We start from the raw sequence: 14,964 nt of genomic DNA on the forward strand, positions 1-14,964 counted from the left end.
TTTTTCAAAATGTAAAAAATAAATATAAAAAAAACGAATAAATGTTCGCAAAACTATTGGCAAACGACCTGAAAAAAGGTAAAATAAGGTCAGTGAAGAAAAGGAGTGATCCCATGAGTGATCGTAAAGCAGCCTTAGATATGGCGTTAAGACAAATAGAAAAGCAGTTTGGAAAAGGATCGATTATGAAGCTGGGCGAACAGGCTGAACAGCGTGTTTCTACTAATTCCAGCGGTTCTTTAGCCCTTGATATCGCACTTGGAGTAGGGGGATACCCACGCGGAAGAGTCATCGAAGTTTACGGCCCTGAATCTTCAGGTAAAACAACGGTAGCACTTCATGCCATTGCTGAAGTGCAGCAAAATGGCGGACAAGCAGCATTTATTGATGCAGAGCATGCACTGGATCCGGTTTATGCTCAAAAGCTTGGCGTTAATATCGATGAGCTTTTGCTTTCCCAGCCTGATACGGGTGAACAGGCTCTTGAAATTGCCGAAGCACTTGTTCGAAGCGGCGCTGTTGACATGATAGTTGTCGACTCTGTAGCAGCTCTTGTGCCTAAAGCTGAAATCGAAGGCGAAATGGGAGATGCTCACGTAGGATTGCAGGCAAGATTGATGTCACAGGCACTTCGTAAGCTGTCTGGAGCTATCAATAAATCCAAAACAACTGCGATTTTCATTAACCAGATCCGTGAAAAAGTAGGGGTAATGTTCGGAAACCCTGAGACAACTCCTGGCGGCCGTGCCCTTAAGTTCTACTCTTCCGTTCGATTGGAAGTTCGTCGCGCTGAAACATTAAAGCAGGGCAATGATATGGTCGGTAATAAAACAAAAATCAAAGTTGTAAAAAATAAAGTTGCACCTCCGTTTAAACAGGCGGAAGTAGATATCATGTACGGAGAAGGAATTTCTAGACAGGGTGAGATCCTTGATATCGGATCGAATCTTGACATCGTTCAAAAAAGCGGAGCATGGTTCTCGTTTGAAGGCGAACGCCTGGGACAGGGAAGAGAAAATGCAAAGCAGTTCCTTAAAGAAAATCCGGAAATCCAAAAAGAAATCTACGGCAGAATACGTGACTATTATCAGCTCGATGCTGATAAACAGGGCAGCGACGAAACTGCCGCAACACAAGAAACATTACTTGATGACGAATAAAAATAACACGCCGGTCCAATAGCCGGCGTGTTATTTTTATTGGCTTTTTTCGCATACTTTATTGCTTATTAAGCTTCACATCAGAGAGGAACTGCGACATAACGGATGGATGACCGCTGCGGAAATACACTACGCTTTCCGCGGGCTCGGTCCTCTTCGCTGTTCCGCAGGATAAGGAAGGCTACGGCATCAAGACATCGCACGAAGAAAATATGATGTACATTTTCGAGTAGTCTACGTGTATTTCCTTCGCTAGGTAGCACTTCGTCGAATTCCAACACTAAATACCTTCAAATGATTATAGCGGAGGGCAGTCGACTCCAGCGGGAAAAGCAACAGCTGAAGATCTCGCAGTGTTGAAAGGTGAGGCGACCAGGCGAACTCCCGGAGTGGAAATCAATGCTGCAATTGCGTCGCAGTTTATCGCTTTTGTGCATAAACAACAATCTTTTAGAAAAGAGCTATATCTTTCCACAAAAGTCGCCATGGAGAAAAAAAGAATCAATCGACCATGAGATTCACGCTGTATAAAATCCAGAGTCCGTCTCATTTAAAATATTCTGACAAAAAAGCCGGAAATACCGAACGGTCAAGAAACTCTCTTGACAATCCCATAACCTGGTTATAAAATATAGATTGTATAATTATAATTTTCTCTTAAAATTATACATTATTACCTTTATGATTGTGCTGGATGGAAATCTTGCAATGTAACAAAAAACAACAATTTAGTTAACCAACAAGTTGATAGCAAGAGGAGGTGAGAATTATGGATCCTATAATCATCATCTCCACTGTGCTTATCTCTGCAGTAATCTTTGCAGTTGTTGGATATCTTGTTCGCAAAACGATTGCCGAAGCGAAAATTTCCAGTGCAGAAATGGAAGCACAACGAATTATCAAAGAAGGAAAGAGTGAAGCGGAAGCATTAAAGAAAGAAGCTTTACTTGAAGCGAAGGACGAGAACCATAAGCTTCGCGTAGATGCTGAGCGTGAAATTCGTGAACGCAGAAATGAACTGCAAAAACAAGAGAATCGTTTGGTTCAGAAAGAAGAGATCCTTGATCGAAAAAGTGAAACTCTGGATAAGAAAGAGGAGTCATTAGAGAAAAGAGAGGAGTCTCTCACCAAAAAACAACGACAAATTGAAGAGATGGAAAGCAAAGTGGAGGAAATGCTTCAAGAGCAAAAGCATGAGCTTGAGCGTATTTCCGGTTTAACCCGCGAAGAAGCAAGACAGATGATTATCCAGGAAGCTGAGAAGGAAGTAGAGCATGATATGGCTCTAATGATTAAGGATAGAGAAAATCGGGCGAAAGAAGAAGCTGATAAAAAGGCGAAAAATATTCTTTCGATGGCGATTCAGCGTTGTGCGGCAGATCATGTTGCCGAAACAACAGTATCGGTTGTTAATCTTCCAAACGATGAGATGAAAGGTAGAATTATCGGGCGTGAAGGCCGTAACATCCGAACATTAGAAACGCTGACCGGTATCGACTTAATCATTGATGACACTCCTGAAGCAGTTATCCTTTCTGGATTTGATCCTATTAGACGGGAGATTGCAAGGAATGCTCTGGATAAGCTAGTTCAGGATGGACGAATTCACCCTGCCAGAATCGAAGAGATGGTGGATAAGTCCAGACGCGAAGTAGACGAGTATATCCGTGAGGTCGGTGAACAGGCCACATTTGAAGTGGGGGTTCACGCTCTGCACCCTGATTTAATTAAAATCCTAGGACGTTTGAAATTCCGTACTAGCTATGGACAAAACGTGTTAAAACATTCGATGGAAGTTGCTTATTTAACAGGCCTTATGGCTGCAGAGCTTGGTGAAGACGTACAGCTTGCCCGCCGTGCCGGACTTCTTCATGATATCGGGAAAGCGATTGACCATGAAGTCGAAGGAAGTCACGTGGAAATTGGGGTAGAACTGGCAACCAAGTATAAGGAACACCCGGTAGTGATTAATAGTATTGCTTCTCACCACGGTGATACAGAAGCAACATCTGTTATCGCGACGCTGGTAGCTGCAGCTGATGCGTTATCGGCTGCCCGTCCAGGTGCACGCCGCGAAACGCTGGAAACGTATATAAGACGCCTTGAAAAGCTTGAAGAAATATCCGAGTCATTTGAAGGTGTTGAGAAATCGTTCGCTATCCAGGCGGGAAGAGAAATTCGCATCATGGTAAAACCTGAGCTGGTCGATGATGTGTCCTCTTATCGTCTTGCTCGAGAAATCACGAAAAAAATCGAAGATGAACTCGACTACCCTGGTCATATTAAGGTAACAGTTATTCGTGAAACGAGAGCAGTCGAGTATGCAAAATAAAGTGGTGCTTGCACCGCTTTATTTTTTATGCTTTTATTTTTCATTTAAATTCGATGAATATACATGTGAATGGGTCAAAAAGCAAAAAACTGGACGGTAGCCTCCTTTGAACTTCTTACATAGAAAAGCTACAATATTAGGTGAGTAAGGAAGTCATAAGTTATAGATTATACGAAACTGTTGTAGATTGGAGTACTAACATGAATATAAAGTTAATGTTTATCGGAGATGTAGTAGGTTCACCGGGAAGAAATATGATCAAGGAATATATGCCGAAGCTTAGACGAAAGTACAATCCCCACATTACTGTCATTAATGGGGAAAATGCGGCAGGTGGGAGAGGGATTACCGAAAAGATCTACCGGGAATTTTTAGAGCGTGGGGCGCATGCGATAACAATGGGGAACCATACGTGGGATAACAAAGAAATTTTTGAATTTATAGATGATGCGCCAAAGCTTGTAAGACCTGCTAACTTTCCTAAAGGCACACCAGGACAGGGCAGTACAATAATAAATGTCAACGGAACAAAAGTCGGGGTGATTAATCTTCATGGACGAACATTCATGGCTGCTCTTGATGACCCTTTCCGAAAAGCGGATGAGCTTGTAGCAGAATTACAGAAAAAAACATCGATTATTTTTGTTGACTTCCATACAGAAACAACAAGCGAAATACAGGCAATGGGCTGGTACCTTGATGGAAAGGTTACTGCAGTTGTAGGGACACATACACACGTCCAGACAGCTGATAACAGGGTCTTGCCTGAAGGAACTGCTTTTATTTCGGATGTCGGAATGACAGGACCTTACGATGGCATCCTCGGCATGAATAGGGAAGCGGTGCTGAAAAAGTTCTTGACAAATCTTCCGGTAAGGTTTGAAGTCACTAAAGGAAGGGAACAATTAAACGGAGTAGTGATCACCATCGATCAAAAGACCGGAAAAGCTACAGGGATCGATCGAATATTAATTAATGAAGACCATCCTTTTTTTGACTAAAAATTTGAAATTTTTGAAAATTCTTTTTTCCTAAAGCAGGAATACAAGCCATGTATAAAGAATAGATATAAAGTGGCTAAGGAACACACCATTTAAGGAGGTACTTAAAAATGGAGATATTAAAAGTTTCAGCAAAATCTAATCCTAACTCTGTAGCTGGTGCACTGGCAGGCGTTTTAAGAGAACGCGGAGCTGCTGAAATACAGGCGATTGGTGCTGGTGCATTGAACCAAGCTGTGAAAGCTGTAGCGATTGCTAGAGGATTTGTAGCACCAAGTGGAGTCGACCTCATTTGTATCCCTGCTTTTACCGACATTCTGATCGATGGTGAAGAAAGAACTGCGATAAAGTTGATAGTCGAACCTCGATAAATCATTAAACCTGTTTGTGTATCCAAACAGGTTTTTTTGTATGCAATAGAACATATCTCTGGTGACAAAAGAATACTACTCTAGCGTAATCCTTAAAAATTGATTGCCGCAGAAACAGTCCAGAAAATAAAAACAACAGAATGAACAGGACAGAATATGGCATTGGAGGTAAACTGAAAACGATGAAGATATTTGATGCACACTGTGATGTTTTAAATAAAATGTGGAGTGAACCGGGATTAACCTTTTCTGATGATCAATCATTGCAGATTACATATGAACAGCTAAAAAAGACAGGGGCAAAAGTCCAATTGTTTGCCATTTTTGTTCCCGAGAATGTGCCGGAAGAAGTAAAATTCCAGGCAGCGTTAGAGATGGTTGATATTTTTTATCAGGAGATAATCGACAGGTACGATGATATGAAAGTCATTTTAACAAAAAGAGATTTGCAGGAACTAAAAGATAATGAAATCGGAGCAATACTAACGCTTGAAGGAGCGGATGCACTACAGGGCAACCGGGTGTATTGGACCACGTTATACCGTTTGGGAGTCAGATCACTCGGGCTAACATGGAATCACGGGAACGCTGTTGCCGACGGGATTTTAGAAGGCAGGGGTGCTGGTATTACTGACTTTGGCAAAAAAATAATTGGTGATAATAATCGACGGGGAATTTGGACAGATCTCTCCCATGTGTCAATAAAAGGGTTCTGGGATGCGATGGACATAGCTGAGTTCCCAATTGCTTCCCATTCCAACGCGAAAAAGCTGTGCGGCCATCCCAGGAATTTAAATGACGATCAAATAAAAGCGTTGATTCAAAAAGACGGGATTATTGGCGTGACGTTTGTTCCCAAGTTTTTACGGGATGACCGTAAAGCGGGAATAAGGGATATTCTGAACCATGTTGATTATCTTTGTTCGCTTGGAGGAGAAAAAAATATCGGAATAGGCTCTGATTTTGACGGAATCGACAGGGGGCCGGATGGCCTTGCGAGCTATGCGGGTTATGAAAGGCTGATCAATGCCATGTTACAGCAATTTCCTGAGGAGCTCGTAAAAGGATTTTGCTTTACAAATTTCGCAGATAAGTTACCGGAAAAGATGGGTCTATCAATTTAGCAAAAAAACATTGTCAAAGGTTGCCGGAATGAGTCATGACAGGAAGAAAAGTATTTTTTAAAAAATTTAATATATGCTTGCAATTCCCTGGTGATACAACTATTATTGAATCGTTTAGTACATAATCAGACCAGAAGATTTACTAAAGTTCCGGCTCTAAGATTAATAGATGGTTAATAGATTTAAAAAAGCAGGTTAACATGAAGGGTGGAATATGGATGAGAGATCAACTTTCATGGAAAGTTGGCGGCCAGCAGGGGGAAGGAATCGACAGTACCGGTGAAATCTTCGCGATCGCAATGAATCGGCTTGGTTATTACCTTTATGGTTACAGACATTTTTCTTCTAGAATTAAAGGCGGCCATACGAACAATAAGATCAGGGTGAGCACGAATGAAGTCCGTTCTGTTTCGGATGACCTCGACATTCTGATTGCCTTTGATCAGGAAACAATCGATTTGAATTCCCATGAACTGCATGACAATGGTATCATTATCGCTGATTCAAAATTCAAACCTGAAAAGGCGGATGAGACAGGTGCTTCCCTATACGTCGTTCCGTTTACAGAGATCGCAGCAGATCTTGGCACATCGTTGATGAAAAACATGGTTGCGATCGGAGCGACAACAGGCGCCTTAGGACTGGACGTGAACCAGTTTGAAGAAGTAGTTAAAGAAATTTTCGGCAGAAAAGGCGAGAAGGTTGTCGAGAAAAATATGGAAGCGATCAGGCAGGGGGCAGCTTACTTCAAAAAAGAATCCGGCGGCCAAATAGAAAATCTAAAATTGAACGAGGCAGACGGAAGACGACGTATGTTTATGATTGGAAACGATGCGATTGCTCTTGGTGCTCTATCTGCAGGTGTAAGATTTATGCCGGCCTATCCTATTACTCCAGCTTCAGAAATAATGGAGTATCTGATCAAGAAACTCCCGGATTTTGGTGGTACAGTTATTCAAACGGAAGATGAAATCGCCGCAGCTACGATGGCGATTGGTTCCAATTATGCAGGAGTTCGGGCTTTAACTGCTTCTGCGGGTCCAGGGCTTTCTTTGATGATGGAATCGATCGGATTATCCGGTATAACCGAAACACCGCTGGTTATCGTGGATACACAGCGTGGCGGTCCAAGTACCGGCCTTCCAACGAAACAGGAACAATCAGATCTTATGGCTGTCATCTATGGCACCCATGGCGATATTCCGAAGATCGTTATGGCACCGAGTACTGTTGAAGAAGCGTTCTATGATACGATTCAAGCTTTTAATCTAGCAGAGGAGTATCAGTGTCCAGTAATCCTTTTATCAGACCTTCAGCTTTCGCTTGGAAAACAGACGGTAGAGCCTCTTGACTATAACAAGATTGAAATCCGGAGAGGAAAACTAGATCTGCAGCAGGAAATTCCTGCACGAGGTGATAAGTCTTATTTTAAACGCTACGAAGTAACCGAAGATGGAATATCGCCCCGGGTAATCCCAGGAATGGTAAACGGTATCCACCATGTTACCGGTGTTGAGCATGATGAGACAGGAAAACCGTCCGAATCGCCATCCAATCGTCAGTCCCAAATGGATAAACGGCTTCGAAAACTATCAAACTTAAAGTTTGATACGCCCGTTCATAAAAAGGCCCCGCACGAAGAAGCAGATCTGTTAATTATAGGCTATGTTTCTACCCGTGGTGGAATCGAAGAGGCGATCCCACGGCTTGAAAATGAAGGATTAAAAGTTAATCATGCGCAGATCCGGTTAATCCATCCGTTCCCTTCAGAAGAATTAAGGCCTTTAGTTGAATCTGCACGTAAGGTGGCCATCGTGGAACACAACGGGACCGGACAGCTGGCTAACCTGGTTAAAATGAATGTGGGGCATGCAGAAAAAATTCATCATATTCTAAAATACAATGGGAATCCTTTCTTGCCTAAGGAGATTCACAATAAATGCAAGGAGCTGTTCTAAATGGCGACATTTAAAGATTTTCGTAATAATGTAAAGCCTAACTGGTGCCCGGGCTGCGGTGATTTTTCGGTCCAGGCAGCAATTCAGCGGGCTTCTGCCAATGTGGGGCTCGAACCAGAGCAGCTTGCTGTGATATCCGGGATCGGCTGCTCGGGAAGAATATCAGGTTATATCCAGTCCTACGGTTTCCATGGCATTCATGGACGCTCCTTGCCGATTGCCCAGGGAGTTAAGATGGCGAATCGTGATCTTACAGTAATTGCTTCGGGCGGAGACGGGGATGGATTCGCAATTGGAATGGGACATACCATCCACGCGATGAAAAGAAATATCGATATTACGTACATCGTAATGGATAATCAAATATACGGTTTAACAAAGGGCCAGACCTCTCCGACAAGTGCAGAAGGATTTACAACGAAGAGTACGCCTTCTGGTTCGGTAGAATCGCCGCTTTCGATTATGGAAATGGCTCTTGCGACAGGGTGCGGCTTCGTTGCCCAGGGATTCTCAACTGACTTAAAAGACCTTGTTTCCCTTATTGAACAGGGAATCAATCATAAAGGTTTTTCTTTCATCAATGTTTTTAGTCCATGTGTAACGTTTAACAAAGTGAATACCTACGATTGGTTTAAAGAACATCTGGTTAATTTAAATGAAATTGTTGGTTATGATACTTCAAACCGCGGCATGGCGATGCAAACGATTATCGAACATAACGGACTTGTAAAAGGGCTCATCTATAAAGACGATAAGAAAAAATCTTATCAGGAAGCTGCCCATGGCTATAGTGATAAGCCTCTTACAGGTACCGATTTGAAACTGCCGGAAGAAAAATTTAACGAACTTGTTGCCGAATTCATGTAGTGAGAATGAGCAAGCTTACGAAAACGGTGTAAAAGGAAAATCCGAACTAATTCAAATTCTGATTGAAGAATCTTGAATCATAGTTCGGATTTTCCTTTGGCTAAAATACTTTTGGCATGCCCTCTCTTAAAATTCAATATAAAACGGCAGTAATGCTGGGTTTCCGACAAGCTTATAAAAGTTTTTCCGAAACACCAGTATTACCAATAAGGAATAGTTTAAAATAACATAAGTAAAAGGAAAAAAATACAAAAAGGTGATAGCAACGATACTAGTGAACTATTTTTTTAGAAAAAATCGATTGTTCTCCTGAGGAAGACACTCCGCTTTACGGATTTATTCTAAAGTGATACTATTATCGTTGAAAACGGATTCTTTATAGGTTGATAGTAAAGGAGTGTGCACGGTGGAAGGAAAGATGAAAGCAATTGTAAAACATCATCGCGGTGTTGGCGCTGAGCTCCAAACGGTTGATATTCCGCAAATTAACGATAACGAAGTATTAATCCAGGTGAAAGCTACATCCATTTGCGGTACGGATGTCCATATTTACTCATGGGATGAATGGTCAGCGAGCAGGGTGAAGCCTCCATATACGTTCGGTCATGAATTTGCCGGTGTAGTAGTTGAAAAAGGCAAAAATGTAACGAATGTAGAAATCGGCGACCATGTTTCTGCGGAAACCCATATCGTCTGTAACGAATGTCCCCAATGTTTGACGGGCCAGTTTCACATTTGTGAAAATACGAAAATCATTGGAGTAGATACAAATGGATGTTTTGCAGAATATGTAGCATTGCCAAGTCAAAATCTCTGGAAAAACCCGGAGGAAATGCCGTTTGATGTTGCATCTGTCCAGGAACCGATGGGGAATGCTGTCCATACTGTATTGGCCGGTGATGTAGCAGGTAAGACGGTTGCTATTATAGGGTGCGGTCCGATCGGAATCATGGCTGTAGGAGTAGCTAAAGCAGCAGGGGCTTCTCAGGTGATTGCCTTCGATCTTAACGATTATCGTCTCGATCTGGCAAAGCAAATGGGTGCCACAACAGTTGTTAATTCCAAAAATGAAGATCCTCTACAAGTTGTAAAAGAACTGACTGAAGGACATGGCGTAGATGTTGTGTGTGAGATGTCCGGTCATCCGGTAGCAATGAACCAGGGCTTTAAAATGGTTACTAATGGAGGCCGAGTTTCCATTTTAAGCCTGCCTGTTCGGCCTGTTGAAATCGATGTGACAAACGATATCGTGTTTAAAGGTATTACAGTACAGGGAATCACAGGGCGTAAAATGTTTGAAACATGGCGCCAGGTTTCAGGGCTTCTAAAATCTAAGCAGGTAGACCTTGAACCGATGATTACCCACCATTTTCCGCTCGAAGATTTCGAAAAGGGTTTTGACTTGATGCTTGCTGGAAAATGCGGGAAAGTTGTCCTCCATCCGTAATAACTTTAGAATGAAAATATGCCGGCTGATGTTTAGAGACAGCCGGCATGTTGTAGAATAGAATTAGTTAAGCAGATGGATAAATACATATATCATTTATTAGGAGGCGATCCGATGAAAGGGTTTGAATACTTACAAAAAGAGCTAGACGAAATGAAAGAGCAAGGGGTCTTTCGCAATCTTATTCCGTTAGAGTCTCCACAGGGATCAAAAGTTAATATTAATGGAAAAGAAGTTATTCAACTATCTTCAAACAATTATCTTGGACTGACAGATCATCCTAAAATGAAAGAAGCTGCAATCGAAGCTGTCGAAAAATACGGAGCAGGCACTGGTTCTGTTCGTACGATTGCAGGGACATTTTCAATGCACGAAGAGTTTGAAGAGAAATTGGCAAACTTCAAGCATACTGAAGCAGCTCTTGTATTACAATCAGGATTCGCTACAAACCAGGCGGTGCTTTCGGCTATTTTAACAAAGGAAGACGTCGTTATTTCAGATGAGCTAAATCATGCATCTATTATTGATGGGATTCGTTTGACAAAAGCCGGGCGAAGAATTTACAAACACGTTGACATGCAAGATCTTGAAAATGCATTAAAAGAAACCCAGGATTATCGTACTCGTCTTATCGTTACAGATGGTGTTTTTTCAATGGACGGTAACATTGCACCACTTCCTGAGATTGTAGAGCTGGCAGAAAAATATGATGCACTTGTTATGGTGGACGATGCACATGCGAGCGGTGTTCTCGGTCGAAACGGCCGTGGTTCTGTTGATCATTTTAACTTGAACGGTAGAGTGCATATCCAGGTAGGAACGCTTAGTAAGGCCATTGGGGTGCTTGGCGGATATGTTGCGGGACCAAAAACGTTAAGGGATTACCTGATCCATAAAGGGCGCCCATTCCTATTCAGTACTTCCCATCCACCAGCAGTAACTGCTGCAAGCTCTGCAGCGATCGATGTGTTGCTTGAAGAACCAGAGTTAATTGAGAAATTATGGGACAATACAAAGTTTTTTAAAGAAGAGCTAACAAAACTCGGGTTTGATACCGGGATCAGTAAAACACCTATTACTCCTGTAATTGTAGGAGAAGAAGCATTATGCCACCGCTTCTCCGATAAGCTGTTCGATTATGGTGTATTCGCACAGGGAATTGCCTTCCCTACAGTAGCAAAAGGGAAAGCACGCGTCAGAACTATCGTCACAGCACAGCATTCCAAAGAAGAACTGCAACAAGCGCTGAACGCCTTCGAAAAAGCCGGAAAAGAACTCGGCATCATTAAATAAATGATGTAATGAGGAAAGGGTAATCGTTTTGATTATCCTTTTCTTGTTTTAGTTTGGGTATTTTCACATATTTTGTTTATTAATAAACAGTAGAAATGCACTGCGACATAACGGATGGATAGCCGCTGCGGAAAGCGAACTGCCCGGAGCGGAAATCAATGCTGCAATTACGTCGCAGAAGTAAAAACAACAATGTTTTAGAAAACAGCCTTTAACTTGCATAATTATTTCTAAAAACTGAGATTACGAAGCGATTTCAAAACGGACTTGCTTCAATAAATTTCTATTGTTTATTGCTTAATTTCCCTGATACACTTATAATATGGTATTGTGTATCCAATTAATTATCTCGCTTTACTATATAGATCGGCTTTTAGTTGGCAAGAAAGGAGTTCGCAAAATGAACGAAGAACAGCGCTTGCAGTCTTCGCAGGTTGTTTCTAAACCTAAAAAGGAAAAGACAACAGAAGACTATGCAAAGTACTTCCAGACAACGTACCAGGCGCCTTCATTGAAAGATGCAAAGCGACGTGGTAAAGAAAACGTAAAAGTCCACTATGACTTTGATATTCCGGAAAACATCAAGAATCTCGGCATAAATAAAAAGTTCCTTATCCGTACCTATGGCTGCCAGATGAATGAGCATGATACAGAGGTAATGGCCGGCATTTTCGAAGGAATGGGATTTGAAGCAACAACAGAGGTCAATGAAGCAGACGTTATCCTTCTCAATACGTGTGCGATCCGTGAAAACGCGGAAAACAAAGTGTTCGGCGAGCTTGGACACTTGAAACCGTTAAAAATGGAAAGACCTGATTTGATCATCGGGGTATGCGGATGTATGTCCCAGGAAGAATCGGTCGTTAACCGCATCATGCAAAAGCACCAGTTTGTCGATTTGATTTTTGGAACCCATAATATCCACCGTCTTCCTCAGCTAATGGAACAGGCTGTATTTGGAAAAGAAATGGTTATGGAAGTCTGGTCAAAAGAAGGGGATATCATCGAGAACCTTCCAAGAACCAGAAAAGGCGAAATCAAAGCATGGGTTAATATTATGTATGGCTGCGACAAGTTCTGTACGTATTGTATTGTCCCTTATACGCGGGGCAAGGAGAGAAGCCGTCGCCCTGAAGATATAATCCAGGAAGTACGCCATCTTGCCGCAAATGGGTATAAAGAAGTTACTTTATTAGGACAAAACGTAAATGCATACGGCAAGGACCTTGAGGATATCGAGTATGGACTTGGTGACCTGATGGATGAGATACGCAAGATCGATATTCCACGTGTCCGCTTTACAACAAGCCATCCACGTGACTTCGATGATCGTTTGATCGAGGTTTTAGCAAAGGGCGGAAACCTTCTGGATCATATCCACCTTCCAGTTCAAAGCGGCAGCAGTTCCGTGTTAAAATTGATGAACCGGAGATATACGCGTGAAAGCTATATGGAGCTTGTTCGAAAAATAAAAGCAGCGATGCCTGAAGCTACTTTTACGACAGATATTATCGTAGGTTTTCCTAATGAAACGGAAGAACAGTTTGAAGAAACTCTGTCGTTAATGAAAGAAGTAGAATACGACAGTGCGTTTACATTTATTTATTCCCAGCGTGACGGTACTCCGGCAGCTAAGATGAAGGATAACGTGCCGATGGAAGTCAAAAAGGAACGCCTGCAGCGTCTAAACAGCGTTGTAAATGATATTGCGGCCAAAAAGAACGCTGCCTATAAAGATAAAATTGTTGAAGTGCTCGTTGAAGGGGAAAGCAAGAAAAATCCTGATGTTCTTTCAGGATATACCCGCCGTAACAAGCTGGTAAATTTCCGCGGGTCAAAATCGTTGGTTGGCAAGCTTGTGAAAGTGAAAATTGTCGATCCGAAAACATGGTCCCTCAATGGAGAACTTGTAGAAGAAACTGCAGAGGTGAATGCGTAATGATTACAAGACAGGAAGTTATCTCAAGAGCAAAAGATCTGGCTACAATGATGGCTGATACGGAAGAAGTAGACTTTTTCAAACGTGCTGAAGAACAGATTAACAAAAATGAAAAAGTGCAGGAACTGATTTCACAGATTAAGAAACTTCAAAAGGAAGCTGTTAACCTTCAACACTTCCAGAAGCATGAAGCATTAAAGCAAACAGAAACAAAGCTTGATGAATTAATGGAGCAGCTTGACCAGATTCCTATCGTACAAGAGTTCAAGCGTTCTCAGAGAGAAGTGAACGATCTGTTGCAATTGATCGCCAACACGATTTCTAACAAAGTAACAGATGAGATCATCGAGTCAACAGGCGGAGATTTGTTGCAGGGGACAACTGGTTCCCATCAAAGAAAAGCTTGTGAATAAAAGGTAAACCGGGACATCTCAGTCCTGGTTTTTTTTTATCCCCTAATAAAACTTTTAACCAAAGGAGAATGCCCGACACCGTTAAAAAGTTTAAGATTATAGATAAGCGCAACTGCGCCTCCATCTTTCCATAAAGCCTTGAAGATCGTGCGAGTTTTCTTTTTCTATTGTTAATTTCAATTACCGTACTTAAAGGAAAAATATAAAATTAAAAAAGAGTAGGAAATCCAAAAGGAGATCAAACATAGACTGATATAAGAACAAACCACCGTAAAATTTTTCGCACACTAGTCATTTGCCATGCATAGGATGAGATTGAAGATTGGAAGAGGAGGTATGATCGATGTCAGGTAAAGAAGATTATAAATACAGAGAAATAATCACCAAAGCTGTATGCGGAAAAGGCCGAAAATTTTCACAGGCCACACATACTGTTACTCCCTCACATCGTCCGACGAGCATTTTAGGCTGCTGGATCATCAATCATAGTTTTTCAGCGAAGAACAAAAAGGATTTTGTTGATGTAGATGGTGTTTATGATATCAATATCTGGTACTCATACAATAACAACACAAAAACCGAAGTTGTTACAGAAACTGTCAAGTACAAAGATGAAGTCCCTTTAAGAAAAAAAGACGAAAACGTAGTCTCCGATGACTTTGAAGTGCTTGCAAAAGCAGTTCAAGAACCAAACGCCCAGGAAGCGACAATTGCACCAAATGGAAACAAAATTGTTGTGCATGTAGAAAGAGACTTTATTGTGGAAGCAATCGGTGAAACAAAAGTCTATGTTGCTATTAATCCTGATGGCACCATCGATACATGGGATGATGAAGACTGGGAAGATTTAGAAGTTGAAGATGAAGAGTTTGAAGACCTTGATCCGAACTTTTTAATTGGTGATTTAGAGGAGTAACAGAACCAGGAAGAAGAAAACCTTCTTCCTGGTCTTTATTTGCATTTTATAAAAAAAGTGTTTTGCAAACTTTGGTCCTTTTATCTCTCATAAACAATATAAACGGTGGCCAACCGTTACGGCAATCTACGCTTTCCGCAGGT

12 protein-coding genes are annotated in these 14,964 nt (G+C 41.7%); all 12 read left to right on the forward strand.

Annotated elements, in window-relative coordinates:
* Positions 1-113 precede the first annotated feature (113 nt).
* The gene (gene recA / locus FCL54_RS09620) at positions 114-1,160 is read left to right on the forward strand and encodes a recombinase RecA (protein ID WP_138125795.1); all 1,047 of its coding nucleotides are present in this window, start codon (positions 114-116) and stop codon (positions 1,158-1,160) included.
* A gap of 769 nt (positions 1,161-1,929) precedes the next feature.
* On the forward strand, positions 1,930-3,492 hold the full coding sequence (gene rny, locus FCL54_RS09625) for a ribonuclease Y (protein ID WP_138125797.1): 1,563 nt from the start codon (positions 1,930-1,932) through the stop codon (positions 3,490-3,492).
* 200 nt (positions 3,493-3,692) lie between these two features.
* Complete coding sequence (locus tag FCL54_RS09630) at positions 3,693-4,493, forward strand: TIGR00282 family metallophosphoesterase (protein ID WP_425467120.1); 801 nt, start codon at positions 3,693-3,695, stop codon at positions 4,491-4,493.
* 110 nt (positions 4,494-4,603) lie between these two features.
* Positions 4,604-4,864, forward strand: a complete 261-nt coding sequence (spoVS, locus tag FCL54_RS09635; protein ID WP_003211281.1) for a stage V sporulation protein SpoVS — start codon at positions 4,604-4,606, stop codon at positions 4,862-4,864.
* A gap of 182 nt (positions 4,865-5,046) precedes the next feature.
* A complete protein-coding gene (locus tag FCL54_RS09640) occupies positions 5,047-5,988 on the forward strand; it encodes a dipeptidase (RefSeq protein WP_138126225.1) in 942 nt (313 codons plus the stop codon).
* 218 nt (positions 5,989-6,206) lie between these two features.
* On the forward strand, positions 6,207-7,946 hold the full coding sequence (locus FCL54_RS09645; protein WP_138125799.1) for a 2-oxoacid:acceptor oxidoreductase subunit alpha: 1,740 nt from the start codon (positions 6,207-6,209) through the stop codon (positions 7,944-7,946).
* A complete protein-coding gene (locus FCL54_RS09650; RefSeq protein WP_138125801.1) occupies positions 7,947-8,813 on the forward strand; it encodes a 2-oxoacid:ferredoxin oxidoreductase subunit beta in 867 nt (288 codons plus the stop codon).
* Between the two features lie 406 nt (positions 8,814-9,219).
* A complete protein-coding gene (gene tdh, locus FCL54_RS09655; RefSeq protein ID WP_171016769.1) occupies positions 9,220-10,260 on the forward strand; it encodes an L-threonine 3-dehydrogenase in 1,041 nt (346 codons plus the stop codon).
* 114 nt (positions 10,261-10,374) lie between these two features.
* Complete coding sequence (locus tag FCL54_RS09660) at positions 10,375-11,553, forward strand: glycine C-acetyltransferase (protein WP_138125803.1); 1,179 nt, start codon at positions 10,375-10,377, stop codon at positions 11,551-11,553.
* 400 nt (positions 11,554-11,953) lie between these two features.
* Positions 11,954-13,492, forward strand: coding sequence for a tRNA (N6-isopentenyl adenosine(37)-C2)-methylthiotransferase MiaB (gene miaB / locus FCL54_RS09665; protein ID WP_138125805.1), 1,539 nt, complete (start codon positions 11,954-11,956; stop codon positions 13,490-13,492).
* Complete coding sequence (locus tag FCL54_RS09670) at positions 13,492-13,905, forward strand: YlbF/YmcA family competence regulator (protein WP_138125807.1); 414 nt, start codon at positions 13,492-13,494, stop codon at positions 13,903-13,905. Before miaB ends, FCL54_RS09670 begins: the two co-directional genes overlap by 1 nt.
* Before the next feature lie 343 nt (positions 13,906-14,248).
* Positions 14,249-14,821, forward strand: coding sequence for an outer spore coat protein CotE (locus FCL54_RS09675; protein WP_138125809.1), 573 nt, complete (start codon positions 14,249-14,251; stop codon positions 14,819-14,821).
* Positions 14,822-14,964 lie beyond the last annotated feature (143 nt).

This window comes from Exobacillus caeni, from assembly GCF_005747095.1.
In the GTDB taxonomy this organism is placed as follows: domain Bacteria; phylum Bacillota; class Bacilli; order Bacillales; family Guptibacillaceae; genus Exobacillus; species Exobacillus caeni.

Bases quoted from the DNA above. Each gene is read 5' to 3' on its own strand.
- recA (WP_138125795.1), top strand. From the start codon at position 114: ATGAGTGATCGTAAAGCAGCCTTAGATATGGCGTTAAGACAAATAGAA.
- rny (WP_138125797.1), top strand. From the start codon at position 1,930: ATGGATCCTATAATCATCATCTCCACTGTGCTTATCTCTGCAGTAATC.
- FCL54_RS09630 (WP_425467120.1), top strand. From the start codon at position 3,693: ATGAATATAAAGTTAATGTTTATCGGAGATGTAGTAGGTTCACCGGGA.
- spoVS (WP_003211281.1), top strand. From the start codon at position 4,604: ATGGAGATATTAAAAGTTTCAGCAAAATCTAATCCTAACTCTGTAGCT.
- FCL54_RS09640 (WP_138126225.1), top strand. From the start codon at position 5,047: ATGAAGATATTTGATGCACACTGTGATGTTTTAAATAAAATGTGGAGT.
- FCL54_RS09645 (WP_138125799.1), top strand. From the start codon at position 6,207: ATGAGAGATCAACTTTCATGGAAAGTTGGCGGCCAGCAGGGGGAAGGA.
- FCL54_RS09650 (WP_138125801.1), top strand. From the start codon at position 7,947: ATGGCGACATTTAAAGATTTTCGTAATAATGTAAAGCCTAACTGGTGC.
- FCL54_RS09660 (WP_138125803.1), top strand. From the start codon at position 10,375: ATGAAAGGGTTTGAATACTTACAAAAAGAGCTAGACGAAATGAAAGAG.
- miaB (WP_138125805.1), top strand. From the start codon at position 11,954: ATGAACGAAGAACAGCGCTTGCAGTCTTCGCAGGTTGTTTCTAAACCT.
- FCL54_RS09670 (WP_138125807.1), top strand. From the start codon at position 13,492: ATGATTACAAGACAGGAAGTTATCTCAAGAGCAAAAGATCTGGCTACA.
- FCL54_RS09675 (WP_138125809.1), top strand. From the start codon at position 14,249: ATGTCAGGTAAAGAAGATTATAAATACAGAGAAATAATCACCAAAGCT.